Origin of the sequence: Rahnella sp. AN3-3W3 (assembly GCF_003263545.1) — a bacterium.
GTDB classification, from domain to species: domain Bacteria; phylum Pseudomonadota; class Gammaproteobacteria; order Enterobacterales; family Enterobacteriaceae; genus Rahnella; species Rahnella variigena.
Genome location: NZ_JYDG01000095.1, coordinates 31,520 through 56,194, shown reverse-complemented (window position 1 = coordinate 56,194; position 24,675 = coordinate 31,520). Strand labels below are relative to the sequence as shown.

The 24,675-nt window shown below is 53.0% G+C and carries 22 protein-coding genes and 3 pseudogenes; 14 read left to right on the top strand and 11 right to left on the bottom strand.

What is annotated here, in order from left to right; translation table 11 throughout:
• Positions 1 to 99 precede the first annotated feature (99 nt).
• Positions 100 to 2,430 carry a carbamoyltransferase HypF gene (gene hypF / locus UC15_RS21320; RefSeq protein WP_112290767.1) on the top strand — a complete coding sequence of 777 codons (2,331 nt, stop codon included), beginning with the start codon at positions 100 to 102 and terminating at the stop codon, positions 2,428 to 2,430.
• The gene (locus UC15_RS21315; protein ID WP_112290765.1) at positions 2,423 to 3,448 is read left to right on the top strand and encodes a HoxN/HupN/NixA family nickel/cobalt transporter; all 1,026 of its coding nucleotides are present in this window, start codon (positions 2,423 to 2,425) and stop codon (positions 3,446 to 3,448) included. Before hypF ends, UC15_RS21315 begins: the two co-directional genes overlap by 8 nt.
• Positions 3,449 to 3,460: 12 nt before the next feature.
• Here the strand turns inward: UC15_RS21315 and csgC are convergent, their stop codons facing one another.
• The 3 genes from csgC to UC15_RS21300 form a co-directional block, all read right to left on the bottom strand.
• A complete protein-coding gene (csgC, locus tag UC15_RS21310) occupies positions 3,461 to 3,790 on the bottom strand; it encodes a curli assembly chaperone CsgC (RefSeq protein WP_112290764.1) in 330 nt (109 codons plus the stop codon).
• An 89-nt stretch (positions 3,791 to 3,879) separates the two neighbouring features.
• Positions 3,880 to 4,353: a curli major subunit CsgA gene (gene csgA / locus UC15_RS21305; RefSeq protein ID WP_112290762.1), complete on the bottom strand. Its 474-nt coding sequence runs from the start codon at positions 4,351 to 4,353 to the stop codon at positions 3,880 to 3,882.
• Between the two features lie 171 nt (positions 4,354 to 4,524).
• On the bottom strand, positions 4,525 to 5,013 hold the full coding sequence (locus tag UC15_RS21300) for a curlin (protein WP_112290761.1): 489 nt from the start codon (positions 5,011 to 5,013) through the stop codon (positions 4,525 to 4,527).
• Positions 5,014 to 5,885: 872 nt separating this feature from the next.
• On the opposite strand from UC15_RS21300, the gene csgD reads away from it, so the two are divergent.
• Genes csgD through csgG form a run of 4 tightly spaced genes read left to right on the top strand, consistent with a single transcriptional unit; the run spans position 5,886 to position 8,255 of the window.
• The gene (csgD, locus tag UC15_RS21295) at positions 5,886 to 6,536 is read left to right on the top strand and encodes a biofilm master transcriptional regulator CsgD (RefSeq protein WP_112290759.1); all 651 of its coding nucleotides are present in this window, start codon (positions 5,886 to 5,888) and stop codon (positions 6,534 to 6,536) included.
• Positions 6,517 to 6,936, top strand: a complete 420-nt coding sequence (csgE, locus tag UC15_RS21290; RefSeq protein ID WP_369920471.1) for a curli production assembly/transport protein CsgE — start codon at positions 6,517 to 6,519, stop codon at positions 6,934 to 6,936. Before csgD ends, csgE begins: the two co-directional genes overlap by 20 nt.
• Before the next feature lie 60 nt (positions 6,937 to 6,996).
• Positions 6,997 to 7,389, top strand: a complete 393-nt coding sequence (gene csgF, locus UC15_RS21285) for a curli production assembly/transport protein CsgF (RefSeq protein WP_112290770.1) — start codon at positions 6,997 to 6,999, stop codon at positions 7,387 to 7,389.
• Positions 7,390 to 7,421: 32 nt separating this feature from the next.
• Positions 7,422 to 8,255, top strand: a complete 834-nt coding sequence (gene csgG, locus UC15_RS21280) for a curli production assembly/transport protein CsgG (RefSeq protein WP_112290757.1) — start codon at positions 7,422 to 7,424, stop codon at positions 8,253 to 8,255.
• Positions 8,256 to 8,325: 70 nt separating this feature from the next.
• Here csgG and UC15_RS21275 read toward each other — a convergent pair whose 3' ends face one another.
• On the bottom strand, positions 8,326 to 8,784 hold the full coding sequence (locus tag UC15_RS21275; RefSeq protein ID WP_112290768.1) for a nuclear transport factor 2 family protein: 459 nt from the start codon (positions 8,782 to 8,784) through the stop codon (positions 8,326 to 8,328).
• A gap of 356 nt (positions 8,785 to 9,140) precedes the next feature.
• Here UC15_RS21275 and UC15_RS21270 point away from each other — a divergent pair, with 356 nt between their 5' ends.
• A complete protein-coding gene (locus UC15_RS21270; protein WP_232829961.1) occupies positions 9,141 to 10,778 on the top strand; it encodes a DUF4153 domain-containing protein in 1,638 nt (545 codons plus the stop codon).
• Between the two features lie 45 nt (positions 10,779 to 10,823).
• Here UC15_RS21270 and UC15_RS21265 read toward each other — a convergent pair whose 3' ends face one another.
• The 3 genes from UC15_RS21265 to UC15_RS21255 form a co-directional block, all read right to left on the bottom strand.
• Positions 10,824 to 11,342 carry a cytochrome b gene (locus tag UC15_RS21265; RefSeq protein ID WP_112290754.1) on the bottom strand — a complete coding sequence of 173 codons (519 nt, stop codon included), beginning with the start codon at positions 11,340 to 11,342 and terminating at the stop codon, positions 10,824 to 10,826.
• Positions 11,343 to 11,512: 170 nt separating this feature from the next.
• Complete coding sequence (gene alaC, locus UC15_RS21260) at positions 11,513 to 12,772, bottom strand: alanine transaminase (RefSeq protein ID WP_112290753.1); 1,260 nt, start codon at positions 12,770 to 12,772, stop codon at positions 11,513 to 11,515.
• A 115-nt stretch (positions 12,773 to 12,887) separates the two neighbouring features.
• Positions 12,888 to 13,424, bottom strand: coding sequence for a GNAT family N-acetyltransferase (locus tag UC15_RS21255; protein ID WP_112290751.1), 537 nt, complete (start codon positions 13,422 to 13,424; stop codon positions 12,888 to 12,890).
• Between the two features lie 113 nt (positions 13,425 to 13,537).
• Between UC15_RS21255 and UC15_RS21250 the strand changes: the two are divergent.
• From UC15_RS21250 to uraH, 4 genes and pseudogenes are all read left to right on the top strand, one after another.
• Positions 13,538 to 15,270: pseudogene (locus UC15_RS21250) on the top strand (ECF transporter S component).
• 64 nt (positions 15,271 to 15,334) lie between these two features.
• Positions 15,335 to 15,692, top strand: a pseudogene (locus UC15_RS26295) (response regulator); the annotation flags it as partial.
• An 86-nt stretch (positions 15,693 to 15,778) separates the two neighbouring features.
• A pseudogene (locus UC15_RS26290) lies at positions 15,779 to 16,105 on the top strand (LytTR family DNA-binding domain-containing protein); the annotation flags it as partial.
• 238 nt (positions 16,106 to 16,343) lie between these two features.
• Positions 16,344 to 16,751, top strand: a complete 408-nt coding sequence (gene uraH / locus UC15_RS21240) for a hydroxyisourate hydrolase (protein ID WP_112290748.1) — start codon at positions 16,344 to 16,346, stop codon at positions 16,749 to 16,751.
• Positions 16,752 to 16,811: 60 nt separating this feature from the next.
• On the opposite strand, the gene glk is transcribed toward uraH, so the two are convergent.
• On the bottom strand, positions 16,812 to 17,777 hold the full coding sequence (gene glk / locus UC15_RS21235; RefSeq protein WP_112290747.1) for a glucokinase: 966 nt from the start codon (positions 17,775 to 17,777) through the stop codon (positions 16,812 to 16,814).
• A 303-nt stretch (positions 17,778 to 18,080) separates the two neighbouring features.
• Between glk and UC15_RS21230 the strand changes: the two genes are divergently transcribed.
• Positions 18,081 to 19,343, top strand: coding sequence for an ion channel protein (locus UC15_RS21230; protein WP_112290745.1), 1,263 nt, complete (start codon positions 18,081 to 18,083; stop codon positions 19,341 to 19,343).
• On the opposite strand, the gene UC15_RS21225 is transcribed toward UC15_RS21230, so the two are convergent.
• On the bottom strand, positions 19,340 to 20,038 hold the full coding sequence (locus tag UC15_RS21225; RefSeq protein WP_112290743.1) for an aspartate/glutamate racemase family protein: 699 nt from the start codon (positions 20,036 to 20,038) through the stop codon (positions 19,340 to 19,342). The two genes, UC15_RS21230 and UC15_RS21225, sit on opposite strands and share 4 nt — an antisense overlap.
• Before the next feature lie 105 nt (positions 20,039 to 20,143).
• Complete coding sequence (locus UC15_RS21220; protein ID WP_112290742.1) at positions 20,144 to 20,617, bottom strand: multidrug/biocide efflux PACE transporter; 474 nt, start codon at positions 20,615 to 20,617, stop codon at positions 20,144 to 20,146.
• Between the two features lie 143 nt (positions 20,618 to 20,760).
• Between UC15_RS21220 and UC15_RS21215 the strand changes: the two genes are divergently transcribed.
• Positions 20,761 to 21,648 (top strand): LysR family transcriptional regulator, encoded by an 888-nt coding sequence (locus tag UC15_RS21215; RefSeq protein WP_112290740.1) that lies wholly within the window; start codon positions 20,761 to 20,763, stop codon positions 21,646 to 21,648.
• Here the strand turns inward: UC15_RS21215 and UC15_RS21210 are convergent.
• Positions 21,637 to 23,295: an alpha-keto acid decarboxylase family protein gene (locus tag UC15_RS21210; RefSeq protein ID WP_112290739.1), complete on the bottom strand. Its 1,659-nt coding sequence runs from the start codon at positions 23,293 to 23,295 to the stop codon at positions 21,637 to 21,639. The genes UC15_RS21215 and UC15_RS21210 overlap by 12 nt on opposite strands.
• A gap of 328 nt (positions 23,296 to 23,623) precedes the next feature.
• On the opposite strand from UC15_RS21210, the gene mgrA reads away from it, so the two are divergent.
• Positions 23,624 to 24,613 (top strand): L-glyceraldehyde 3-phosphate reductase, encoded by a 990-nt coding sequence (mgrA, locus tag UC15_RS21205; RefSeq protein ID WP_112290737.1) that lies wholly within the window; start codon positions 23,624 to 23,626, stop codon positions 24,611 to 24,613.
• The last annotated feature ends 62 nt before the right edge of the window (positions 24,614 to 24,675 follow it).

Sequence of the window (24,675 nt, the reverse complement as noted above, 5' to 3'; positions counted from 1 at the left end):
TCCCAGCCTCCCCCTTCGCACGGGGGAGGAGCTTTGAACCCATTCTTCTCCCTCCCCTTCGCAGGGACCAAAACCACCCTTGAGATTTAAGAGGTATTTATGTCTGATTCCGGTCTGCTCATTCGCGTCTGCGGCAAAGTCCAGGGCGTCGGTTTCCGGCCTTTTGTCTGGCAACTGGCCGATCGTCTGCAGCTTTGCGGCGAAGTGTGCAATGACAGCGCCGGTGTCGAAATCAGGCTGCTTGCACCGGTTAACATCGAAACCTTTATCGGACAGTTACAACGCGACTGCCCGCCGCTGGCACGTATCGACAGCATCAGTTTCGACCCTTTTGAATGGCAAACACCGCCGAAAGATTTCACCATCACGCCAAGTCGCCAGAGCCAGATGGACACACAGGTGGCGCCCGATGCGGCGACCTGCCCGGAATGCCTGAAAGACATCACGCGCGCGGGCGATCGTCGTTTCGGCTATGCCTTTACCAACTGCACCCATTGCGGTCCGCGATTTACGCTGATCCGCGCGATGCCCTACGATCGTCCTTCCACCAGCATGGCGCAGTTCGCACTGTGTCCGGCTTGCCAGCAGGAATATGACAATCCTGCCGACCGGCGTTTTCACGCTCAGCCGGTGGCCTGTCCGCACTGCGGCCCGCAGGTGAGCGCCACATTTCAGGATGGAAAAATACAGGCGCTGGATCAGGCCGCGCTGGCACACGCCGTTACCGCATTACGGGCGGGAAACATTGTCGCCATCAAAGGGCTGGGCGGCTTTCATCTGGCCTGCGATGCCACGCAGCAGGACGCGGTGATGCGGCTGCGTGAGCGGAAACACCGGCCGTCAAAACCGCTGGCAGTGATGCTGCCGGATGTCAGCTGGCTGGCGCGATGCAGCGACGACAGTCCACAGTTTGCGCTGCGTGAACTGCTTGAATCCCCCGCAGCACCGGTTGTGCTGGCGACGAAAAGCGCGATGTCACCGCTGTGTGCTGCCATTGCGCCGGAGCTTAATGAAGTCGGCCTGATGTTGCCGTTTACGCCATTACATCATTTGCTGATGCAGGAATATCAGACACCGCTGGTGATGACCTCCGGTAATGCCGCCGGATGCGCTCCGGCGCTGACAAATTCTGAAGCACTTGAACAACTGAAAGGTATTGCCGATCTGTGGTTGCTGCATAACCGCGATATCGTTCAGCGGGCCGATGATTCGCTGGTGCGGCTGACGGCGCAGGGAACGGAGGTGTTGCGTCGTGCGCGCGGTTACGTGCCAGATGCGCTGCCGTTGCCGCCGGGTTTTGGTCTGCAGCCACCGCTGCTCGCACTGGGAGGCGATCTGAAAAATACGTTTTGTCTGGTGCGTGGTCATCAGGCCATTCTCAGCGCGCATTTGGGCTCGCTGACGCACAGTGATATCGCGGAGCAACAGCAGCAGGCGATTGCACATTTTCAGCAACTTTATGACTGCACCCCGGTGGCTGTCGCCCGCGATGCGCATCCGGGTTATGTCAGTCACCAGCAGGCTGAGCGCCACGCAGTGCGGACAGTCGATGTCTTTCATCATCACGCGCATATCGCCGCCTGTCTGGCGGAACATCACTGGCCGCTGGATGGCACAAAGGTGATTGGTCTGGCGCTGGACGGCCTCGGTTATGGCGAAAAAAACAGTCTGCGGGGCGGCGAATGTTTGCTGGCCGGTTATCTGCATTGCGAACATTTGGGCGGATTGCCTGCCGTCGCCCTGCCCGGCGGCGACCTTGCCGCACGTGAGCCGTGGCGTAATTTACTGGCGCACTTGCAGGCGTTCGTGCCGGACTGGCAGACGCGTCCGCAAGCGCAATCACTGCTTTCACAACCGTGGCAGCCGCTGTCAAAAGCCATTGCTGCCGGGATCAATTCTCCGCTGGCGTCTTCCTGCGGACGTTTATTTGATGCCGTCGCCACCGCGCTGGGCTGTGCGCCGCCCAAGCTGAGCTGGGAAGGTGAAGCCGCCAGCCGGCTGGAAGCACTGGCGCATCAGGCATACGGCATTTCACACCCCGTCACAATGCCGCTGCGGCATACCGAAAACGGCACGTTGCTGGATCTGGCGACGTTCTGGCACCAATGGCTGGACTGGCAGGCATCGCCCGCCGCACGGGCCTTTGCTTTTCATGACGCACTCGCCCAGGGCTTCGCCGCCCTCGCCCGTTATCACGCGGTCAGAACCGGCATTCGCACCGTCGCTACCGGCGGCGGCGTGCTGCATAACCGTTTATTGCGCCAGCTTTTACATCGCTACTTAGCGCCCCTGAATGTGCTGATGCCACAAAACATTCCCGCCGGTGATGGCGGTCTGGCGCTGGGCCAGGCCCTCATTGCCTGTGCCCGTCTGCAACATACTTCTGCTCAGATTTCTTCTGGTTTTAAAAATAAGGATCTCCATGATTAACCGTCAATTTTTCTCTTCGAACCGTCGCGCTTTCTGGCTGCTGGCCGGACTGGTGGCCGTGAATTTACTCGCCTGGGGATGGGCACTGGCGGTGTTTCGTCACAACGCGGCGCTGATCGCCGCGTCATTACTGGCTTACAGCTACGGACTGCGTCACGCGGTCGATGCCGATCATATTGCGGCTATCGATAACGTGACCCGCAAGCTGATGCAACAGGGGCAGCGGCCGGTCGCCGTCGGGGCATTTTTCTCCCTTGGACATTCCAGCATTGTGGTACTGGCCTGCGTGGCGATTGCCGCCACCTCGCTGGTCTTCGGCAATAAAATCGGCTGGCTGCATGATTACGGCAGCACTATCGGTACGCTGGTTTCGGCGCTGTTTTTACTGCTGATGGCGCTGCTGAATGCGTTGATCCTGCGGGACGTTTACCGTCGTTTTCAGAAAGTGAAACAGGGAAAAAGCTTTACCGCCAAAGAAGAACTGCACGCGGTACAAGGCGGTGTGATGAGCCGGATCTTCAGCTTCGCCTTTAATCTGGTGAATAAAAGCTGGCAGATGTATCTGGTGGGATTTTTGTTCGGGCTGGGTTTTGATACCGCGACTGAAATCGGCCTGCTGGGTATTTCTGCCGCAGGTGCGTCTTCGGGCATGTCGGTGTGGAGCATTCTGGTGTTTCCGGCACTGTTTGCCAGCGGCATGGCGCTGGTCGATTCACTGGACAATTTTGTGATGGTCGGTGCCTACGGCTGGGCGTTTGATAAACCGGTACGCAAGCTCTATTACAACATGACCATCACCGCCACCAGCGTGGTGATCGCCCTGTTTATCGGCGGACTGGAAGCACTCGGACTGCTGGCCGACAAATTCGATTTACACGGCGGATTATGGACCATTGTAGAACGCCTTAATGACAATATGGGCAGCGTCGGATACGCCGCCGTGGCGATTTTCCTGGTGTTCTGGGGCATCTCTGCGCTCAATTACCGCCGTAAAGGCTACGACAATCTGGCAGTGTGATCGTCTTTAAAATCAGGCGTCGTTCGGCAAGGTGATCTGTTTTTCCAGACGCAGCGATCCGCCGTCCGTCACCGTGATCATAATTTGGGTTTTACTGCCAGGCTGAACGGAGAAACGCATACGGCCCAGCGGTTGTGGCTGGTTAGCGGTCAGATTGACATTGCTGCTCTGGCGGCTGGTGCTGCTGCCGGACACGCCTTCCTGTGAAACGGAAACCGCCACCTGACAGGCGCAGGCTTTAGTGAGATTGACCATCGGGGTAATGACATAGGTCTGCGCGTCGTTGTGGGTGTCGAACCACAGCTGGTTGGACATCACGGCGGCAATCAGGAGCAAATGCATGGCGTTTATCCTCAGAGTTCATTCGAAAAAAAACAGGGCTAGTGCCCTGTTTTGCTGTGATCCTCCCCTTCGCAGGGGTGGAAGCGTTATCAGTTTTGTGACGCATACGCCAGGTTAGCTGTACCGACCTGAGTAATGCTGGTCAGAGAGCCATTGGCGCTTTGTGACGCCTGAGCGTAGTTGCCTGAACCATTCTGGGAGACAAGCACTTTACTGCCGTTTGCGCTCTGCGCCACGTTGGCACCGTTGTAATCACCCTTTTGCACTACGCTGATCAGGCTGCCATCACCGGTCTGATTGGTGCTGGAGCTGTTTCTGTAGCCATCCTGATTAACCGCTGTCAGCGATTTTTGAGCGCCAGTCTGCGTGGCATTCGCCAGGTTTGAGGTACCCTGTTGGTAAATCTGAATTTCAGAATTCCACTGAGTCGCAGTGAATGTCGGCACTGTGGATGGAGGGGTTGACGGATTACCGCCACCACCGCCGCCATGATTTGAACCGGTTGCAAACGCGCTGCCACTGACGACTAAAGCGGAGACTGCCACAATTTTCCAAAGTTTCATGATGCTACCCCATTGGTTTAATATCGGATGTCATGTTTTACCCTTCATATTTCGAGTTGCAGATGCGTTGGCTGCGCTCGCTCACCCCCGTCGCTTAGTTATCTAAGCTCCCGGTGATTCCCGACCTTGCCGCCTTCCTGCACCTCAAACTATTTTGGGTATGATTTTGTATTAATGCTGTGTCACTCTAATCGCCATTCCTGACGAGTTTTGTACGACACCGCTGCTCTGGTTCGTACCATTCTGGCGAATTTCCGTCACACTCCGGCCTTTTTGCAGAATGTAAGCCGTATTGCCAAAATTCTGTTGCGTAATGGATGCATCCCCGCCGGCGCTTTGCGAAATATAAGCAAAGTTATCGCTGCCGCTTTGGGATATATCGGCGTTATTTCCATTACCTCGCTGATTTACCACCGCAGTATTTTCTGACCCTGACTGACGGATGACGCTGGAATTGCCGTACCCCGCCTGATTATTTGCAGCCAGATTACTATTACCGTTCTGGTAAATCGTTGATGAATTCCCCGATGAATTCCTCGCGCCAGCGAAGACTTGTTCCGGACTATCACTACTCATTTCCGAATAAGCCATATCAAACTGCTGAGCGTGAACGACCCAGGAGAATGAAAGTAACGCCAGGGTCAGTAAAGTCTTTTTCATTTCGTCACCTGTATATCTCCGGCGACTGTGTATTAGCTCACCGGGTTATTGCTGTTGACGAATTGATTATGATGTTTGTCGGAAATAAGAAACTCACCCGCACGTCGTATTTTAATTTTTAACTTCATTAAAAAGTATGAGATGTCACTTCTCATGCGGATTGACCAGAATGTTTCAGTAATACGTCAGTGACGCTAATCGACCCCATGGCATTAATCCTAAAGTGCCAGGAAACTCCGGCGCAAATAATCACACAAATGCAACTATTCCTAATCCCCTTGCGGTTTAAAAATGGCCTTAAAAGAGATCGCCGCCACATTTCCACCCCTTATCATTCCGGCTTTTACGGTATTTAGGGTGCCCGCCGGGTGCTTTACGCAGGCATATTCAGGTCTTAAAACGGCCTAACCTAAGTGAAATCGATTATACAGTAAGCAGTTATTTGAGTTATTAAAGAGGAATCATGCACCAGATTGCTGTATCCCGTGGATTATTCAGACCGGCATTTATTTAAATGTGCTGTCATAACAAGGCCAAACGTTAAGATAATGTAAATCCATTACTTAAGGTTTATTTAACATGCACGGCTCATGCAAATGGCAATACATTAAGAAAATTTTATACATTTTACGTTACATTTTGAAACATAAATAAGCCTTGCGTAAGGTCATCCAAAAGCTAAATTGAGTCTGTACCGCACATAGAGCGACTTAAAATATTGTGCGCCTCACGCTGCGTTTATTTGCTACTTTCAGATATGCACAGCAAATATAAAGCTATAGATTTAGCACATAATATCTCAGTCTATTACCGGTCTGTTTATACAAAGACGCGGCAGGCTGTGGCTATAAAAATCAGGGCAGGGTTTCATTATGAGTAATGAAGCAGCAATCAATAATAATATTCTTTTATTAGTGACTAAACCATCATTACAAGCCAGTGCTTTACTGCAGCAATTAAAACAGCAACTTTGTGTCAATACCCGGTTACACAGCATTCATAAAACACTTGAGGATCAGTATCTTCATCAGACGCTTATTCTTTTCGACATGATGGAAGCTGACCGGCGGATTATTGAGGTCTGGCAATCCGCCATTAACCGTTATCACGAGAGTGTGAAGTTATTATTATTAAATACGCCCGATAATTATCATTTTCGGGAAATAGAAACCTGGCCGCGAATAAGCGCTGTTTTTTATCTTTCTACTGACGAAGAACATCTGGTGGAGGGGATCCGCAGCGTGATCCGCGGAGAATGCTACTTCTCTCAGGGTTTCGCCAGCTATCTGATCAATCAGTCCGGTGCCTTCCGGCACATGCATTCAGAAGATACCGGCCTGACTCATCGCGAAAAAGAGATCCTCAATAAGTTACGCGTGGGTGCGTCCAACACGGAAATCGCACAGCTTTTGTTTATCAGTGAGAACACCGTCAAGACGCATCTTTATAATTTATTTAGGAAAATTTCGGTAAAAAACCGTACTCAGGCGGCGTCCTGGGCGAATGACAATCTCAAGCGCTGACATCATGACTATTTGCATCAGGACCTTCTGGCTCTGGCTGGCGCTGCTCTGCGCCACCTGCCTGCACGTACAGGCTGCGGATATCAAAGACCCGGGGCTGATTACCGACCGGACAGTGACGTCGGTGGGGCACGATTTTTATCGCAGCTTCACCGCCAAATGGGAACAGAACTACCCGGAAACCATCACGATTTCAGAAAGACCCAGCGCCCGCTGGGGCAGTTGGATCACCATAAAGATAGGTCAGGACACCCTTTATCAAACTCTGTTGTTTCCTAACCGTCACAACTTTGAGAAGGACGTCGACACCGCACTGGCTGGCGTGACGGAGGCGTTATCACGACGCCAGCTGGACAAAGCGTTACTTGGCACCGGGGATCTTGCCCATGACGAATTTTAATGCACAGCCTCTTTTAAGGAGAGCATCGTGAATATTCCAGTCTCTGCTTCGCGCTCAGTCATGCTGCTGGCATTACTGACGGCGTCCCCGGTTTCCTGGGGAGGCAACATGGTTTTCCAGTTCATTAACCCGAATTTCGGCGGCAACCCGAATAATGGCGCGTTCCTGCTCAATGAAGCCCAGGCGCAAAACTCCTATAAGGATCCGGATTCGTACGATTTCGGCACTACCGGCACCTCTGCGCTGGATAACTTCACCGCATCGATTCAGTCGCAGCTGCTGGGCAGTCTGATGGGCAACGTGAATCAGGGCAAACCGGGGCGGCTGGTGACGCAGGACTTTATTGTGGATATCCAGAATACCGACGGGCAACTGGTGATGAATGTCACCGACCGTAAAACAGGCAAGATTTCCACCATTCAGGTTCAGGGCCTGTCTGCTACTACCAACTGATTCCGGCGACAAATAAAAACAGGAACAACATCATGCGCAGCTATTTATTACTCATCGCAGTTTTTGTGTTGAGCGGGTGTCTCACAGCGCCCCCGAAAGAAGCCGCCAGACCGACATTATTGCCACGGGCACCGAGTTATACCGACCTGACTCATCTCCCGGCACCGAAGGGACGTGTATTTGTCTCCGTTTATAATATTCAGGATGAAACCGGTCAGTTCAAACCGTATCCGGCGAGTAACTTCTCGACTGCGGTGCCGCAAAGCGCCACGGCCATGCTGGTCTCGGCGCTAAAAGACTCTAAATGGTTTATTCCGCTGGAACGTCAGGGACTGCAAAACCTGCTCAATGAACGCAAAATTATCCGTGCGGCTCAGGAAAACGGCAGCGTCGCTATCAATAATCAGCGTCCGCTTTCTTCTTTAGTGGCGGCAAATATTCTGATTGAAGGCTCGATTATCGGCTATGAAAGCAATGTGAAATCGGGCGGCATAGGGGCGCGTTACTTCGGTATCGGTGCCAGTACGCAGTACCAGTTGGACCAGATAGCCGTGAACCTGCGTGCTGTCGACGTCAATACCGGGGAAGTTCTGTCGTCTGTGAATACCAGCAAGACGATTTTGTCGTATGAAGTGCAGGCCGGGGTGTTCCGCTTTATCGACTATCAGCGTCTGCTGGAAGGCGAACTGGGCTATACCACCAACGAGCCGGTGATGTTGTGCCTGATGTCGGCCATTGAATCCGGGGTTATTTATCTGGTCAATGACGGTATCGACCGTAATCTGTGGCAATTGCAGAATCCGTCGGAAGTGAATTCGCCGATACTGCAACGCTACAAAAACAGCGTTGTCCCTGCCGAATCCTGATAGGGCAGTTGGCGAAGGGAAGGGGTGGGTTGACACCCCTTCCCTTCTTTTTTAAGCATTTAAGCAAACATCAGGTTTTATTCTCTTCGCTTTTCACCGCCTGACGGTAATTATTCACCCGCTTTTTGTCCTCGAGATTGAAGTCAGGGTCGAGATAAATACTCAGTCGTTTGATCAGTAAATCGTCAAATGCAAACACCGTACAGAAATGATGACTGCCGGCTTCCGAGGTCGGCCAGCGGTCGCCGTTTTGCATCACACCACGCATCTGCCCTTCCAGTACAATGGTGTCGCCATCGCTGAGAAACCGGAAAGCATCCTGAATATGTTGGATCTTATCGATTTCCAGGGCGAAGCGTTTACCCAGTTCTCCCAGGGATGACTTCCCCTGCGCGGTGCCAAATTTCGGAAAAAACAGCACCACATCTTCAGCAAAGAGATCCAGCAAAGTCGAATCTGCCTGATCCAGTTTGGCGTAGAAATTCTTAACGATTTCAATGCGTTTTTCTTTCAGTTCGTGTTCTGACATTTTCACCTCGAAATTCTCCATCCAATACCTAAGCCTAGTGACTGCGGCTGATTTTGCCAGTTATGTGGTGATGCTCACAAAATGCGCACCCTGCCCCGGAAAAGAGTTTTCTGCACAGGAACACGGAACCCATTACACTGGCGTACGTTTTTACCCTTACTTCCTCTTACACTTTCGGAGAGTCACGGATGTCTCAGTTCAATCGGGCCGGCCTCAGTTTGCCCCCACTGCCCGTTCCCTCCCGCTGGCTTATTATGGTTGTCTGCCTGCTGCAGGGACTTTTGCTGTATTACTTTTTCTCAGACAGCCAGGCGGTCACGCGGTCGGCTTTCTCCCACAATATTTACGGCCAGACTATGGCATTCACATTACCGGTGCTGATTTCGTTGTCGCTGGTACGGCTGAATGACCGCCGGTTCTGGGGCGCAATGGGGTTGATTACCTTGCTGCTGGCAGGGCTGGCAACGTGGGTGAAAAGTAATGTGACCGGCACACCGGCAGATTCGGTGATGGTGCCGTTTAACCTTTCGCTGGTGGTGATGGTATTTTTTGTGCTGCCCTGGTTACAGGTGCAGACGTTCCCGGCGCAGAACCGTTACCGGTACGCCCATCTTGCCGCCTGCTACAGCCAGAATATGCTGTGTGCAATGCTCACTTTCCTGCTGATGCTGCTGACCGTCGGTGTACTGGCGTTGTGCGCTGCCCTGTTCCGGGTGATTGGCATTGAATACTTCCACGCGCTGTTTTTCGATACGCCACTGTTTATGCATCTGGTTTTCGGGCTGCTGCTGGGGATAAGCATCATCACCTGCCGCACACAACCGGCGCTGATGAACACCACCCGCAATATTATCCGTTTCATTCTCAAAGGCCTGCTGCCTCTGGTGGCGTTCGTTGCGCTGATCTTCCTGTTCGCCCTGCCGTTCACCGGTCTGACGGCGTTGTCGAAAACCTGGTCCGCCGCCAGTCTGCTGACCATTATGGCGCTGAGTCTGCTGGTGCTGGTGAACGTCGTGCGCGAAACGGACAGCGGCGTGAAACCTTATCCGCAGGCTGTCCGCTGGCTGGTCAATGCAGCCATCCTGCTGCTGCCGGTTTATGCCGCGCTGGCGCTGTATTCTACCGGTCTTCGCGTCTCGCAATACGGCTGGACGCCGCAGCGCCTGTGGGCGGTGGTGATTATTGCGATCACGCTGACAGCGTCGCTTTGCTACAGTTCTTCCGTTTTCGATAAACGCCCGGACTGGCTGTCACGTCTGAATCAGTTCAATAAACCGCTGTCATTGTTAGTTGTATTGCTGGTTATCGCGGTCAACAGCCCGCTGCTCGATCCTTACCGTATCAGTGTGAACAGTCAGATTGCACGGCTCGACAGCGGTAAAACGCAGGCGAAAGATTTTGATCTCAAATTACTGCGCTTTGAAACCGGCCGTCGTGGCAATGAGGCGCTGGCGAAACTGCTGCAACATCCTGCATTTACCGCTGATCCGCGCCTGCTTGCCACGGTGAAAAATACCCTGGCAATGACCTCACGCTGGGGCTCATACAATGATAAAGAGGCCGATGCACTGGCTAAAAATTATCGTGTTGAGGAGGCGAAAAAGATGATCACGCTGGCGAAAGGCGCAGTGCAGCCGGATGACGGCTGGTGGAAAGGTCTTCCTGCGCTGGAACAATATCGCAACACACTACGCGATTGTCTGAGCGTTCAGGGCGTGTGTATCGTCAACACGCTGGATCTTAACAGTGACAGACAGAAAGAAATCCTGCTCTGTAATACGCTGGATGCGCCTTCCGTCAACTGCCGGGTTTACGCGAAGCAGGCCGGACAGTGGGCGCAAAGCGGTGAACTTTATCTGTATCAGGAAAAAGATAAAGAGACGCTGATCCAGGCACTGCGCAACGGTGAAGTTAAACCCGCGCCGCGCAAATGGGCGGATATCCAGATCGAAGGGAAGCGTCGCGTGGTGCATTACCAGCAGGATGAAAACTGATTTATCCGCCAGTCACCGGCAGGATCTCTGCCGGTGAACCCGCCGTTAAGGCGTCATGCGTAACAGGGTGTCATCTTTACGGAAGTAATGATGATAAATCGCTGCCAGCGCATGTAAGCCAATCAGGTAATAACCGCAGTTCGCCAGAAACACATGAATCTGTTTAACCGTGCTGCGCACGGAAGGATCCGGCGTCACGAACTGCGGCACCTGCCAGCCAAACAATACCCAGTCACGTCCGCCAAATTCCAGCGTCAGCACGCCCAGCACGGGCAGCGAGAGAAATAACAGATACAACACGCCATGTACCGCGTGCGATGCCGCAATCTGCCATCGTGGCAAAGGCGGCGTGATAACGGGCGTGGCAAAACGGGTACGCAGGAACACACGCACCCACATCAGCAGCCAGACGCAAATCCCGAAATTAAAATGCAGTAATCGCACCAGCGGCTGGTTATCTTCCGGAAAATAGTCGCGGGTCAGCATCGCGGTATACGTCAGAATAATCATCAGTAAGGTTGCCCAGTGCAGGCTTATTTGCGACAGCGAATAACGGTTTTTCATGAGCAATTTCCTGGCCGGAGGATATTAAAGGCGAAATCAAAAGTGACAGAGTGAGTATAGAGAGGAATTACGCAGACTTTGTGGATAAGGCCGGGCGATAAGGATAAAGAAGTTAAAGCACAGAGATAAAAAAAACCGGGCCAAAGCCCGGTCTGATTTGCTGAGGCGACTTATGCGCCGACAGAAGGATCCGGCCCAACCGGCGGTTCACTGCTGGTTTTTTTCGGGGCCAGTAAACCGTCAGCACGGAACATCGCTTTGATACCGCGAATGGCCTGACGGATACGATCCTGATTTTCGATCAGCGCGAAACGGACGTGCGTATCACCGTAATCACCAAAACCGATGCCCGGAGACACGCAGACTTTCGCGTCAGACAGCAGGCGTTTGGCGAACTCCAGCGAACCTAAATGCGCATACGCCGGCGGGATTTTTGCCCAGACATACATCGACGCTTTCGGGTTTTCCACCATCCAGCCCGCTTCATGCAGCCCGCGCACCAGCACATTACGACGCTGACGGTATTGCTCGGCGATGTCTTTCACACATTGCTGATCGCCTTCCAGCGCGGCAATCGCAGCAACCTGTAACGGCGTGAACGTCCCGTAATCGTGATAACTTTTGATACGCGCCAGCGCGCTGACCAGCTCAGGATTGCCGACCATAAAGCCGATACGCCAGCCCGCCATGTTGTAGCTTTTCGACAGGGTGAAGAACTCTACCGCAATATCTTTCGCGCCCGGCACCTGCATGATCGACGGCGCTTTCCAGCCGTCGTACACGATATCCGCGTAGGCCAGATCGTGAATAACCAGCACGTTGTATTGTTTGGCCAGCGCGACCACGCGTTCGAAGAAGTCCAGCTCTACGCATTGCGCCGTCGGGTTGGACGGAAAGCCGAGGATCATCATTTTCGGACGAGGAATGGTTTCGCGAATGGCTTTTTCCAGTTCAGCAAAGAAATCCACACCTTCTGCCAGCGGCACGGATCGCACCTGAGCACCGGCGATCACTGCGCCGTAAATGTGGATCGGATAACTTGGGTTTGGCACCAGAACGGTATCGCCATGATCCAGGGTCGCCAGCATCAGATGCGCCAGACCTTCTTTCGAACCGATGGTGACGATAGCTTCGCTTTCCGGGTCGATCTCCACCTGATAACGATCGGCGTACCAGCGGGAAATCGCACGACGCAGACGCGGAATACCGCGTGACGTTGAGTAACCGTGGGTATCTTCGCGCTGCGCAACCTGCACCATTTTTTCCACAATGTGCGGCGGTGTCGGGCCGTCAGGGTTGCCCATGCTGAAATCAATAATGTCTTCGCCGCGATGGCGTGCGGCCATTTTCAGTTCAGCGGTGATGTTGAAAACATAAGGGGGAAGACGATCAATACGTGAAAAACGACGTGGTGAACTGGAATCAGCCATAATTTCCTCTGGGATACGTAAGCGCCCGGACCGTCCGAGCGACGCTGGCCGCGTTGCGGCCTTCAACGAACATAACGCAGAGAAAAACAGCTGTCGAGATACTGAGCGTTTTTTTTTACGGACGCGGATCAGTTGCCAGCAGCCCCAGCAGCCAGTCGTTCTTCCACTCGTCGCCAATCCGGTAACTGTCGCGCAAACGCCCTTCCATCTGAAAACCGCATTTCTCCAGCACGCGGCGCGAACCGTCATTGCCTTCCAGTACGTTGGCCTGCAGGCGGTGAAATCCGCAGTGCTCAAAAGCAAAGTTCAGCACTTCACGCAGGGATTCCACCGCGTAGCCTTTACGCTGATGCTCGGGCGCGAGAATAAACCCCACTTCGCCCTGTTTATAAGGCCGCCAGTCCGGGAAGAATCCGGTCAGCCCCACGGCGGCGCCGGTCTCTTTTTCGCGGATCAGCAAGCATAACCAAAAATCGCAATAGCGATCCCAGTTGCCCAGCCGCTGTTCAAAACGGGTATGAACCTGAGCGGGCATCTCGATATCGCCGATAAAACGCATCACCTCCGGCGTCTGATACAACCGCAAGAAAAATGCCCAGTCGTCAACCTGGATCGGCTGCATAATCAGCCGCGGCGTGGATAACGAAATCATCTCGGTTGGCTCTCCTGTGTCTGCCGATGGTGAAAGTCTGACCTTTTACATATAATAACGGCTGAATCCATTTGGCACGCTTATCTTTACGGCGCGCAAAGAGTTAATCTGCTATGCCTCACATTTTCGATATGTTGCTGGCGGTCTTTGACCGCGCGGCGCTGATGCTCATTTGTCTGTTTTTCCTCACGCGTACCACGCTGTTCCGTAAACTGCTGCATAAAGAAAACGAGAGCCACACGCCGCTGGAGCTGGCGGCGGTGACCGCCATTTTCTCGCTGTTTGCGATTTTCGGTACGCTTTCCGGGATCAACGTCGAAGGCTCGCTGATTAACGTACGCACCATCGCCATTATGTCCGGCGGGATCTTGTTCGGCCCCTGGGTCGGGATTATCACCGGCCTGATTTCAGGCACGCACCGTTTTCTCATCGACATTCACGGACCGACGTCAATTCCGTGCCTGATCACCAGTATTACTGCCGGTTTCCTTTCCGGTTACATCAACAAAAAAGTCAAAAAAGCGCTGCACTGGAAAGTCGGGATCATCGCCGGAATGCTGTGCGAAACACTGACCATGGTGCTGATTCTGCTGATGGCACGCCCATTTTCGCTCGGACTGGATATCGTCATGAATATCGCCGCACCGCTGATCCTCGGAGCAGTTCCATCGGCCTGATTGTATTACTGGTGCAAAGCGTCGAAGATGAAAAGGAAGTCATCGCCGCACGACAGGCGCGGCTGGCACTGGATATCGCCAATAAAACGCTGCCCTATTTCCGTAATATAGACGGCCGTAATATCGAAGGCCGAAATATCAACGCCGAATCCCTGGCCAGCATCTGCCGCATTATCCGCGAGGATATCGATGCCGATGCGGTGGCTATCACGGATACTAAAAACATACTGGCATACGTCGGCGTGGGCGCGGATGAATACAATATCGGTCATGAATCGCTGAGTGAGATGACCAAAGCCACACTGGAAAGCGGCGAGATCACGGTCAGAAACAATGATGAAATGGATCGCACGCCGCAGATCCACTCGCTGATTATTATTCCCCTGTGGGAAAAAGGCGAAGTGACCGGCTCGCTGAAAATTTATTATTGTGACCCGCACCGTATTACGTATTCGCTGAAAGTGATGGCCATCGGGCTGTCGCAAATAATGTCCACGCAGATGGAAGTCTCACGTACTGAACAACTGCGCGAAATGGCCAATAAAGCGGAAATGCGCGCATTGCAGAGCAAGATAAACCCGCATTTCCTGTTTAACGCGCTGAATGCGATTTCATCGTCGATCCGCGCCCGCCCTGACGTGGCGCGTCAGCTGATCATCAATCTTTCCCGCTATCTGCGCTACAACCTGGAACTGAATGACGAGCTGATCGACCTGCGTAAAGAACTGCATCAGATACAGGATTACATCGCCATCGAACAGGCGCGTTTTGGCAGCAAACTGACGGTGATTTATGACATTGATGACGATATTTCGGTGAAAATTCCCAGTCTGCTGATCCAGCCACTGGTAGAAAACGCGATTGTTCACGGCATTCAGAAATGCAGCGGAAAAGGCGTGGTGGTGATTTCAGTTAAGCATCAGGCTGAGGGGATTAAAGTTTCCGTGAAAGACACCGGCCATGGCATTAATCAGGAAACCATTGACCGCGTGGCACGCAATGAAATGCCCGGTAATAAAATCGGCCTGCTGAATGTGCATCACCGCGTTTCGTTGTTATACGGGCAGGGTCTGACCATCCGGCGACTGGAGCCGGGCACCGATATTTCTTTTGTTATTACTCACGCTCCTGCGAAAGTCACGGCGGCCATACAGAGCCAGATAGCCTGATCCGCAGGGCGTTTTTCGTTTTACCCGCCCGCCTTTCGGGCCACCGCACCAGGGAGATAATTCAGTGAAAGCAATTATCGTCGAAGATGAAGTACCGGCTCAGGAAGAGCTGAGTTATCTGATCAATACGCACAGCAGCATTCAGGTTGAAGCAATATTTGATGACGGACTGGACGTGCTTAAATATCTGCAATCGCATGAAGTGGATGCGATTTTTCTCGATATCAGCATTCCTTCGCTCGACGGCGTTTTACTGGCGCAAAATATCAGTAAATTTGCCCATAAACCTTATATCGTTTTCATCACCGCCTATAAAGAACACGCTGCAGAAGCCTTTGAAATCGAAGCGTTTGATTACATTCTCAAGCCTTATCATGAGTCACGTATTGTCACTATGCTGCAAAAGCTGGAGTCGCATTTTCGCCGTGATAAAGAACTGGCTGGTAAAGAGACCGGAGAGAAACAGGAAGGGATCCCGCCTGTAACCGGCAACGCGCAGCGGGTGAGTCACAGTATTAATCTGATCAAAGACGAGCGGATTATTGTGACGGATATCAACGATATTTATTACGCCGCCGCGCAGGAAAAGGTGACGCAGGTCTATACCCGCAAAGAAGAATTCACCATGCCGATGAATATCACCGAATTGTGCAACCGGCTGCCGGAGGAACATTTTTTCCGCTGCCATCGCTCATATTGCGTGAACCTGTCAAAAATCCGCGAGATCGTACCCTGGTTCAACAATACCTATATTTTGCGCTTAAGCGATTTAGATTTCGAAGTACCGGTGAGTCGCAGCAAGGTGAAAGAATTCAGGCAGTTAATGCGGTTCTGATGGGGGCCTGACGGGGTCTGAGACGGAGGGCGTTATTTTTTTGCGTCTGACTCTGAATTATTACAAAAATGTCATCAACCCGTCATCCTCAGGTTAGCCAGTAATCAGTAGACTTTGTTTCGTCAAGACAGAGGATATTTCGTACTTTCTCATATCTGTGATGAGAAAAACTCAAATATAGCTCTGCAAAATATTCTGCGTTATTAACAAATAACATTGAGTTCAAAAGGACGAACATATGTTTAAAAAGAAATTATTACTCGCCGGTATTATCAATGCTCTGTGTCTGACGTCTGCGTATGCAGCGAACCCTCTTAGCGTCCACGTTCTGAACCTGCAAAACGGGCTGCCATCACAGGGTGTAAGCGTATCGCTCGAGAAGCAGGAAGGTAACAAATGGGTGCAGTTGAGCAGCGGAGTAACCAACGAACAAGGAAGAATTCCGGCGCTGTATCCCAATGAAAATGTGATGGAGAAAGGGAATTATCGGGTAACGTTCAAAACTGGCGAATGGTTTGAAAAGCACCATACCGCTTCATTTTTCCCGGAAATCCCCGTTATTTTTAAAGCGGATGGCTCAGTGCCTCACTATCACATTCCTCTGCTTGTCAGTCCTTACGGCTTCTCGACTTACCGCGGGAATTAAAGTCAGCAAAGCAATAATGATGGGAGTTTGCTCCTCCCCTGCGATGGGGAGGAGCAAAACTTAGATCGTCATACCAATTGACTGACGTAAGTACGCACCTGCACCCAGCAACCCTGGCTGATCGTGGGTGATCAGGAATACCGGAATATCCATCAGGTAATCTTTGAAGCGGCCTTTATCTTCAAATGCGGCGCGGAAACCGGACGCTTTGAAGAATTCGAGGAAGCGCGGAACAATGCCGCCAGCGATGTATACACCGCCAAATGTCCCCATGTTCAGCGCCAGATTGCCACCGAAACGTCCCATGATCACACAGAACAGCGACAGCGCGCGGCGGCAGTCGACGTTCTCATCAGACAGTGCCAGTTCGGTCACGTCTTTCGGTTTGAAGTTTTCCGGCACGCGGTCGTCCGATTTCACGATAGCGCGATAAAGATTCACCAGCCCCGGACCGGAAAGGATCCGCTCGGCAGATACGTGGCCCATTTCGGTACGTAGCTGCTCAAGAATAATGTCTTCTTCTTCGCTGTTCGGTGCGAAATCAACATGACCGCCCTCGCCCGGCAGGCTAAGCCACTGCTTGTTAGCGTGGATCAGATGCGCGACACCCAGACCGGTACCGGCGCCATAGATCACAGCCGGTTTTCCGTCCTGCGCTTTTTTACCGCCGAACTGCAATAAATCCTCTTCTTTCAACATCGGGATCGCCATCGAGACGGCGGTGAAATCGTTGATCACTTCCAGATGTTGCAGACCTAAACTTTTCTTCATTTCTGCAATGGAGAATGCCCAGGTGTGGTTAGTCATTGCCACCCAGTCGCCGGTGATCGGGCAGGCAATGGCGATGCAGGCATCTTCAATTTCCTGTTTTTGCTCAGTAAGATACTCACGGACTGTGGCTTCGAGGCTGTCATATTCCAGCCCGGAGAAGGTCTTCGCCTGCGAAATCTCGCCGCTGTCCAGCGCACAAAGCGCCAGACGGCAGTTAGTGCCCCCGACATCGCCCACCAGGGAGTATTTGGTCATGTTAATCTCCGCAAAAGTAAATTCGTTATGCTGCGCTAAAGAGTACGCTGCCAGACACGCAGATGTAAGTTGTCTTCATCAATTAAAGCGACTGGCGAAACCCCGCCCGTGGGGCAAAGCTTACAGTTTCGTGTGGGCAAAATAGCGGTAATTGCTATACGCTGCAACGCAGTTTTGAACCCGCGCACATTTATGCGGTATGTCACACAAAATAATGTTGAGCGTCCGCAAACAGACTTCGCCAGGATTCATCTAAGCTATTAGGGCAAACAAAGCGATAACGATAAATAAGGAAATTCTTGCATGTTTCATCCTCGCGCCAGAATTATGCTGGCTTTCGCCCTGCCCGCCGTCATTATCGGGGTGCTGTCCAGCCTGATTCTGGTCTTTCTCATGATGATCGCCGGTGCATTGCAAAACCTGCTGTGGCAACACATTCCCGCCGTTTTACAGGTGAATACGGAGTCTGCCAGCTGGACACTGTTTATGCTGACGCTCACCGGCATCGGTGTTGGCGCGATTATCAAGTATATGCCAGGCCACGCAGGGCCGGATCCGGCCACTGAATCGCTGATTGGCGCGCCGGTGGCGGTTAACGCATTACCGGGTCTGGCGCTGGCGCTGATGGTCGGACTGGCCGGCGGCGTCAGTCTGGGGCCGGAACATCCGGTCACGGTGATTAATATCGCACTGGTGGCGTGGCTGGGTGGACGCCTGATGCCTAAAGTGCCGACCACTGACTGGGTCATTCTGGCCGCAGCCGGGACTATCGGCGCACTGTTTGGCACGCCGGTCGCGGCGGCGCTGATTTTCTCGCAAACCCTCGGTACCAATAAAGATGTGCCGTTGTGGGATCGCCTGTTTGCCCCTTTGCTTGCCGCCGGTGCCGGTGCGCTGACCACCGATCAGTTCTTCCAGCCGGATTTCTCGCTCAGCATTCCTTCTTATGATTCTTCCAGCCTGATCGACATTTTCAGTGGCTCCGTCGTGGTGCTGATCGCCATCGCTCTGGGGATGATCGCCGTGTGGCTGTTCCCGCATATGCACCGGCTGTTCAATACGATTCAGAATCCGATATTACGTCTCGGCCTGGGCGGTTTTGTGCTGGGTCTGCTGGCGCTGATCGGCGGAGAAATCACGCTGTTCAAAGGTCTGGATGAAATGAAAGAGCTGGCACATTCCAATCAGCTGTTTGAGATGGGACCTCTGCTGGCGATTACGCTCACCAAACTCGCGGCATTAGTGGTCGCTGCCGCCTGTGGTTTTCGTGGCGGGCGCATTTTCCCGGCAGTATTTGTCGGGGTATCGCTCGGGTTGATGTTGCATCAGTACGCACCGGATGTGCCCGCAGCAGTGACGGTTTCATGTGCGGTAATGGGGATGGTGCTGGTGGTGACACGCGACGGCTGGCTGAGTCTGTTTATGGCGGCCGCCGTGGTGCCGGGGCTGAAACTGTTGCCATTGCTGTGCATTGTCATGCTGCCAGCCTGGCTGATGCTGGCCGGTAAGCCGCTGATGCAGATCGCAAAACAGCGGCTGAACCGGCAGATCACAGAAGAAGATTAATCCTGTTTTAACGCAAATTCCGCCGCCGCCAGCGCATGAATGGCGGTGGTGTCGAAGACCGGTACGCTCGCGTCTTCTGCACCGACCAGCAGGGTGATTTCGGTACATCCAAGAATGATCCCTTCCACGCCCTGCTGTTCTAATTTACTAATAATCCGGCGATATTCCTCGCGGGAATCCTCCTTAATCATGCCCAGACACAGCTCTTCGTAAATGATGCGGTGGACAATCGCCCGGTCGGCTTCGTCCGGCGTCACCACGTCAATCTGATGCTTTTCCTGCAAACGTCCGCGATAGAAATCCTGTTCCATGGTGAACCGCGTGCCGAGCAGGCCGATTTTACGCAGGCCCTGCCCTTTGATTTTTTCAGCCGTCGCATCGGCGATATGCAGCAGCGGCAGGCCACCGATGCGTTCGATATCGTCCGCGACTTTATGCATGGTGTTGGTACACACGACGATAACGTCCGCGCCAGCGCGCGCCAGTGAATTCGCGGCGTTACCGAGAATTTCACCCGCCTGCTGCCAGTCACCGGTCATTTGCAGCTTTTCGATTTCATAAAAATCGACGCTGTAGAGAAACAGTTTGGCCGAATGCAGGCCGCCCAGTTGCTGTTTCACATGCTCATTGATCATGCGGTAATACGGTACGGTGGATTCCCAGCTCATACCGCCAATCAGCCCTAACGTTTTCATCTTGACGCCCTGTATTTTCCGGATGCCAAAACCATAACCGACAAAAAGCCCGCGGACAAAGAAAATGTCGGCGGGCTTTTTTGTGCTGCTTTACGGCAATGAGAATTACTGTTTAGCCGGGCAATCCTCTGCTGCCAGACGACGGTTCATCCAGCGCTGACGGAGTGTGTCGTAAACCCAGTTGTACGCCACGGTATACGGCAGGAAGAACAGGAAGAACCCGATTTCCAGCATAAAGGCGTCCAGCAGTCCGATACCCAGCCACAGCGCGGCAATCGGCAGACCAATTATGATAAATCCGCCTTCGAAGCCCAGCGCGTGCGCCACGCGGATTTTAAATGTCCGCACCACACGGGAAACCGGCCAGAATTTGTCAAACAGGCTGTTATAGACGATGTTCCAGACCATCGCTGTCGTTGACAGCATGATTGCCAGTGCGCCCATTTCCCAGACCGGTTTGTTCAGCGCCCAGGCGGCGGCCGGCGCTGAAATCAGCACGGCGAGGGTTTCAAAACCTACCGCATGGAAGATGCGTTCGCCGAATGTTTTCTGAGAGATATTCCGTGTTTGCTTAGACATAAAAACCTGCCCGATTCCTGATTGTTGTTACGTTAAATGCTACGTGACGGCTGTCACAGGCGGTCATTATCATCACTAAATGAGATAGGTAAAAGATAGAAAGTATCGATAAAATAGATGGATTGAAATCAAAGGATCATCTTATGCGTTATTCCCCGGAAGCCCTGATAGCCTTTGTCGAAGCCGCCGATGCCGGATCGTTTTCAGCGGCAGCGCGTAAGCTGCGCAAAAGTCAGTCCACCGTCAGCACGGCAATTGCCAATCTGGAAGTAGATTTAGGCGTCACATTATTTGACCGCCAGAGCCGGCATCCGGTGCTGACTCCTGCCGGACAGCGCGTGCTGAGCCACGTTCAGGCCATTCTGGCCGCCAGCGAACGGCTCGATGAACTGGCGGTACGCTTATCAACGCAGGTGGAAACCCGCCTGACGTTTGTGCTGTCCGACACTTATCAGCCGACCCATCACGAAGCGCTGCTGCGCCGCTTTGAGCGCCGGTATCCGGATATTGAATTTGAGTGTCAGATAGCCGAAGACCAGGACGTGATCGACCTGTTGCAGTCAGGCCGCGCGCATATCGGCATGGTTGAAGTGCAGGCGAGTTATCCGCCGGATATTGGTGTGGCGCGCCTGCCGGAGCAAACGGATATGTCGATTTTTTGCAGCCGCGAGCATCCGCTGGCAAAAATGACTGACCTGCAACCGGAGCAATTAAACACCTTTCGCCAGCTCTGTCTGCAACCTTACAGCCGCCGGGAAATGCCCCGGGCGCAGGGGCAAATCTGGTCAGCGCCTAGTTATCTGATGCTGCTGGAAATGGCGGAACAGGGATTTGGCTGGGCGACGTTGCCGCACTGGCTGGTGAAGCAGTTCGGACATGACAAACTGGTCAGCCTGCCGATGCGCGGCTGGCCGAAGCAGATCTCGGTGGATGCGGTATGGAGTAAGAACAATCAGCCCGGTCCGGCGGGGTCCTGGTTCATCGACCAGCTCATTGACCCGCCGTTACCGGAAACAGATTTACTGCCCTGAGTTACGCTTTGCCAGCGATTTGGTGACAGAATTCAGCAGCTCAGGGATATCCATTTTCGGCAGAACCACTTCTATCCAGGCCATCTGACGCTGCGCGGTGGCCTTTTCAATCGCGTCCTTCAGCGCCTGCGGCGACTCTGCCCGCGCGCTGAACACCTCTTTGCCGCCAAACGCCGCCGGGAACTGGGTCCAGTTCCACTGCGCGATGTCGTTATAACGCTGGGTTTCGCCGTGGATCGCCCGCTCGACGGTGTAGCCGTCGTTATTAATCACAAAAACAATCGGGGGCAGACCGTAACGGATGGCGGCACCTAATCCCTGAAGGGTCAGTTGCGCAGAACCGTCGCCGATCAGCAGCACCACGCGGCGATCCGGTACGGCAATCTGTACACCAAACGCGGCAGGCAGCGTAAAGCCAATGGAACCCCACAATGGCTGGACAACGAACTGGCAATCTTGTGGCAGATTCAGCGCCGCAGCACCGAAACAGGCGGTGCCCTGTTCGGCAACCAGCACGTCGCCCGGTTGCAGTAAATCCTGAATCTGTTGCCAGAAGGCATATTGCCCGAGGCTGTTATCGTGCGACAAAGGCAGGGTGTTACGTTTAACGGCGTAGGACGCTGAACCGCAGCCCAGTTCGGCGGTAAGCCGGTGCATCACACTGACCGTTTTTTCGAGCGGCAACTGGTGGAAGATCTGATCACCTACACGGGCAAAAAAGGGCTGGAGGTCGATGCATTTACCGGACGGAAGTTGCTGGGTAAAACCAGCGGTGATGGTGTCGGTGAATTTCACGCCGACGGTAATCACCACATCCGCTCCTTCAATCGCTTCTCTGGTTGATGGTGCGCTGGCGGCTCCCGAGTAAGTCCCGGCAAAGTGTGCCTGCTGTTCGTTGAATAAACCTTTACCCATCAGCAATGTGGAATGCGCGAGCGGCACGTCTTCCATCCATTGTTCCAGCGCCTTTTTCACTTTAAAACGGTCTGCCAGAAAATCCGCCAGTAATGAAACGCGTTTGGCTCCCCGCAGATGCTTTTCCGCCGCGGCAACAAAAGCTTCAAGAGAGGAAGGAGAGAAAGGTGGCTGTCTTGCCGGCAGCGGATGCGCTCTGGTGCTGACCGGCAGCGCGGCGACATCGCTTGGCAGCAACAGATATCCCGGACGCGAGGTGTACATCACTTCTTCGATGACGCGGTCGATTTCGGTCAGCGCATTTTCCGGCGTCAGGGAAGCCTGCGCCACGCTGACCGGTTCTGACATCCGCATAAAGTGGCTAAATTCGCCATCGCCCAGCGTGTGATGCAGCAACTCGCCTTTACGCTGTGACGTCAGCGCCGGTGCGCCGACGATATGCACCACCGGCACATATTCGGCGTAACTGCCGGCAATGCCGTTCAGCGCACTCAGCTCGCCGACACCGAAGGTGGTCAGCAATGCCGCAATCCCTTTGGTACGCGCATAGCCATCTGCGCCATATGCAGCATTTAATTCATTGGTACAGCCAACCCAGGTGATTTGCTGATGGTTAATGACGCTGTCGAGGAATTTCAGGTTGTAATCACCCGGCACGCCAAACAGTTCGGAGATCCCGCTAAATGACAAGCGGTCTAAAAGATAGTCACCTACGGTGTATTCATTTTCCATGACGATCCTCTGTTAAAAATAGAGTAAACAGTTAATCCCACTAACTGAAGTATTACTCTATTTCGGAAAATAGGATATTTATTATCCGAAACAGATAATGGAAACGCAGAGTTACAGCCCTGCACTGCATTAACGCAGGGCGCGTTATTCAGCAGTTACGGTAATACGCAGGAAGAATAGTCACGGTTATCAACCACCATGAGCTTAAGGATTGTTCCGGATGTGATCTGAATAGCTGGAAATGCTTGTGAAAGCGCATACACTAAAATCGTTTTTTTATGACATTGTTAACCTTCTGTTCACTCCTGAATTTATTATAAGGACTCACATGGTGTATCAAGCCAGTCCAACCCGTTACGAAAATATGGAATACCGTCGCTGCGGCCAGAGCGGTTTAAAACTGCCTGTCGTTTCACTCGGCCTGTGGCACAACTTCGGCGATAACGCCCATTTTGAGAATGGCCGGAAACTGATCCGCCATGCTTTCGACCACGGGATCACCCATTTCGACCTCGCCAATAACTACGGCCCCCCTCCGGGATCTGCGGAACAGCATTTTGGCCGCATCCTGCAGGAAGATTTACTGCCTTATCGCGATGAGCTGATCATCTCTTCCAAAGCCGGTTACACCATGTGGGACGGCCCTTATGGTGACTGGGGTTCGAAAAAATATCTGGTCGCCAGTCTGAACCAGAGCCTGAAACGCATGGGTCTGGAGTACGTGGATATTTTCTATCATCACCGCCCTGATCCGGACACGCCGCTGGAAGAAACCATGGCAGCGCTGGATTTGATCGTGCGTCAGGGCAAAGCGCTGTATGTCGGTTTATCGAATTATCCGGCTGATCGCGCCAAAAAAGCCTTCGACATCCTGAAAAATCTCGGCACGCCGTGCCTGATCCATCAGCCGAAATATTCCATGTTTGAGCGCTGGGTAGAAGCGGATCTGCTGGATACGCTGGCTGATAATGGTGTGGGTTCAATCGCCTTCTCGCCACTGGCGGGCGGCGTGCTGACAGACCGTTATCTGGCAGGCATTCCACAAGATTCACGAGCCGCCAGCGACAGTAAATTCCTGACCACCGATCAGCTGACCGAAGAAAAGCTGGAGAAAGTGCGTAAGCTTAATGAGATTGCCCAAGCACGCGGTCAGAAGCTTTCGCAGATGGCGCTGGCGTGGGTTCTGCGCGGCGACCGCGTGACCTCTGTGCTGATTGGTGCCAGTAAAACCAGCCAGATTGATGATGCGGTGGGCATGATCGCCAACCGCCAGTTCAGCGCGGAAGAGCTGGCATCAATCGAAGGCATTTTGGTGTAAACGCTTACCCAAATGAGCAAAAAACGCGCCTTTATGGAGAGTGTGTAAGCTTTGCGTTAAGG

Excerpts from the sequence above, each read along its gene's own strand:
- UC15_RS21255 (WP_112290751.1), bottom strand. The coding sequence starts at position 13,424 with ATGATTTCGTTATCCACGCCGCGGCTGATTATGCAGCCGATCCAGGTT.
- uraH (WP_112290748.1), top strand. The coding sequence starts at position 16,344 with ATGTTTAAAAAGAAATTATTACTCGCCGGTATTATCAATGCTCTGTGT.
- csgD (WP_112290759.1), top strand. The coding sequence starts at position 5,886 with ATGAGTAATGAAGCAGCAATCAATAATAATATTCTTTTATTAGTGACT.
- UC15_RS21210 (WP_112290739.1), bottom strand. The coding sequence starts at position 23,295 with ATGGAAAATGAATACACCGTAGGTGACTATCTTTTAGACCGCTTGTCA.
- hypF (WP_112290767.1), top strand. The coding sequence starts at position 100 with ATGTCTGATTCCGGTCTGCTCATTCGCGTCTGCGGCAAAGTCCAGGGC.
- UC15_RS21300 (WP_112290761.1), bottom strand. The coding sequence starts at position 5,013 with ATGAAAAAGACTTTACTGACCCTGGCGTTACTTTCATTCTCCTGGGTC.
- UC15_RS21265 (WP_112290754.1), bottom strand. The coding sequence starts at position 11,342 with ATGAAAAACCGTTATTCGCTGTCGCAAATAAGCCTGCACTGGGCAACC.
- mgrA (WP_112290737.1), top strand. The coding sequence starts at position 23,624 with ATGGTGTATCAAGCCAGTCCAACCCGTTACGAAAATATGGAATACCGT.
- csgC (WP_112290764.1), bottom strand. The coding sequence starts at position 3,790 with ATGCATTTGCTCCTGATTGCCGCCGTGATGTCCAACCAGCTGTGGTTC.
- UC15_RS21225 (WP_112290743.1), bottom strand. The coding sequence starts at position 20,038 with ATGAAAACGTTAGGGCTGATTGGCGGTATGAGCTGGGAATCCACCGTA.
- glk (WP_112290747.1), bottom strand. The coding sequence starts at position 17,777 with ATGACCAAATACTCCCTGGTGGGCGATGTCGGGGGCACTAACTGCCGT.
- UC15_RS21270 (WP_232829961.1), top strand. The coding sequence starts at position 9,141 with ATGGCATTCACATTACCGGTGCTGATTTCGTTGTCGCTGGTACGGCTG.
- UC15_RS21315 (WP_112290765.1), top strand. The coding sequence starts at position 2,423 with ATGATTAACCGTCAATTTTTCTCTTCGAACCGTCGCGCTTTCTGGCTG.
- UC15_RS21220 (WP_112290742.1), bottom strand. The coding sequence starts at position 20,617 with ATGTCTAAGCAAACACGGAATATCTCTCAGAAAACATTCGGCGAACGC.
- csgG (WP_112290757.1), top strand. The coding sequence starts at position 7,422 with ATGCGCAGCTATTTATTACTCATCGCAGTTTTTGTGTTGAGCGGGTGT.
- csgA (WP_112290762.1), bottom strand. The coding sequence starts at position 4,353 with ATGAAACTTTGGAAAATTGTGGCAGTCTCCGCTTTAGTCGTCAGTGGC.
- csgF (WP_112290770.1), top strand. The coding sequence starts at position 6,997 with ATGCTGCTGGCATTACTGACGGCGTCCCCGGTTTCCTGGGGAGGCAAC.
- csgE (WP_369920471.1), top strand. The coding sequence starts at position 6,517 with ATGACAATCTCAAGCGCTGACATCATGACTATTTGCATCAGGACCTTC.
- UC15_RS21215 (WP_112290740.1), top strand. The coding sequence starts at position 20,761 with ATGCGTTATTCCCCGGAAGCCCTGATAGCCTTTGTCGAAGCCGCCGAT.
- UC15_RS21230 (WP_112290745.1), top strand. The coding sequence starts at position 18,081 with ATGTTTCATCCTCGCGCCAGAATTATGCTGGCTTTCGCCCTGCCCGCC.
- alaC (WP_112290753.1), bottom strand. The coding sequence starts at position 12,772 with ATGGCTGATTCCAGTTCACCACGTCGTTTTTCACGTATTGATCGTCTT.
- UC15_RS21275 (WP_112290768.1), bottom strand. The coding sequence starts at position 8,784 with ATGTCAGAACACGAACTGAAAGAAAAACGCATTGAAATCGTTAAGAAT.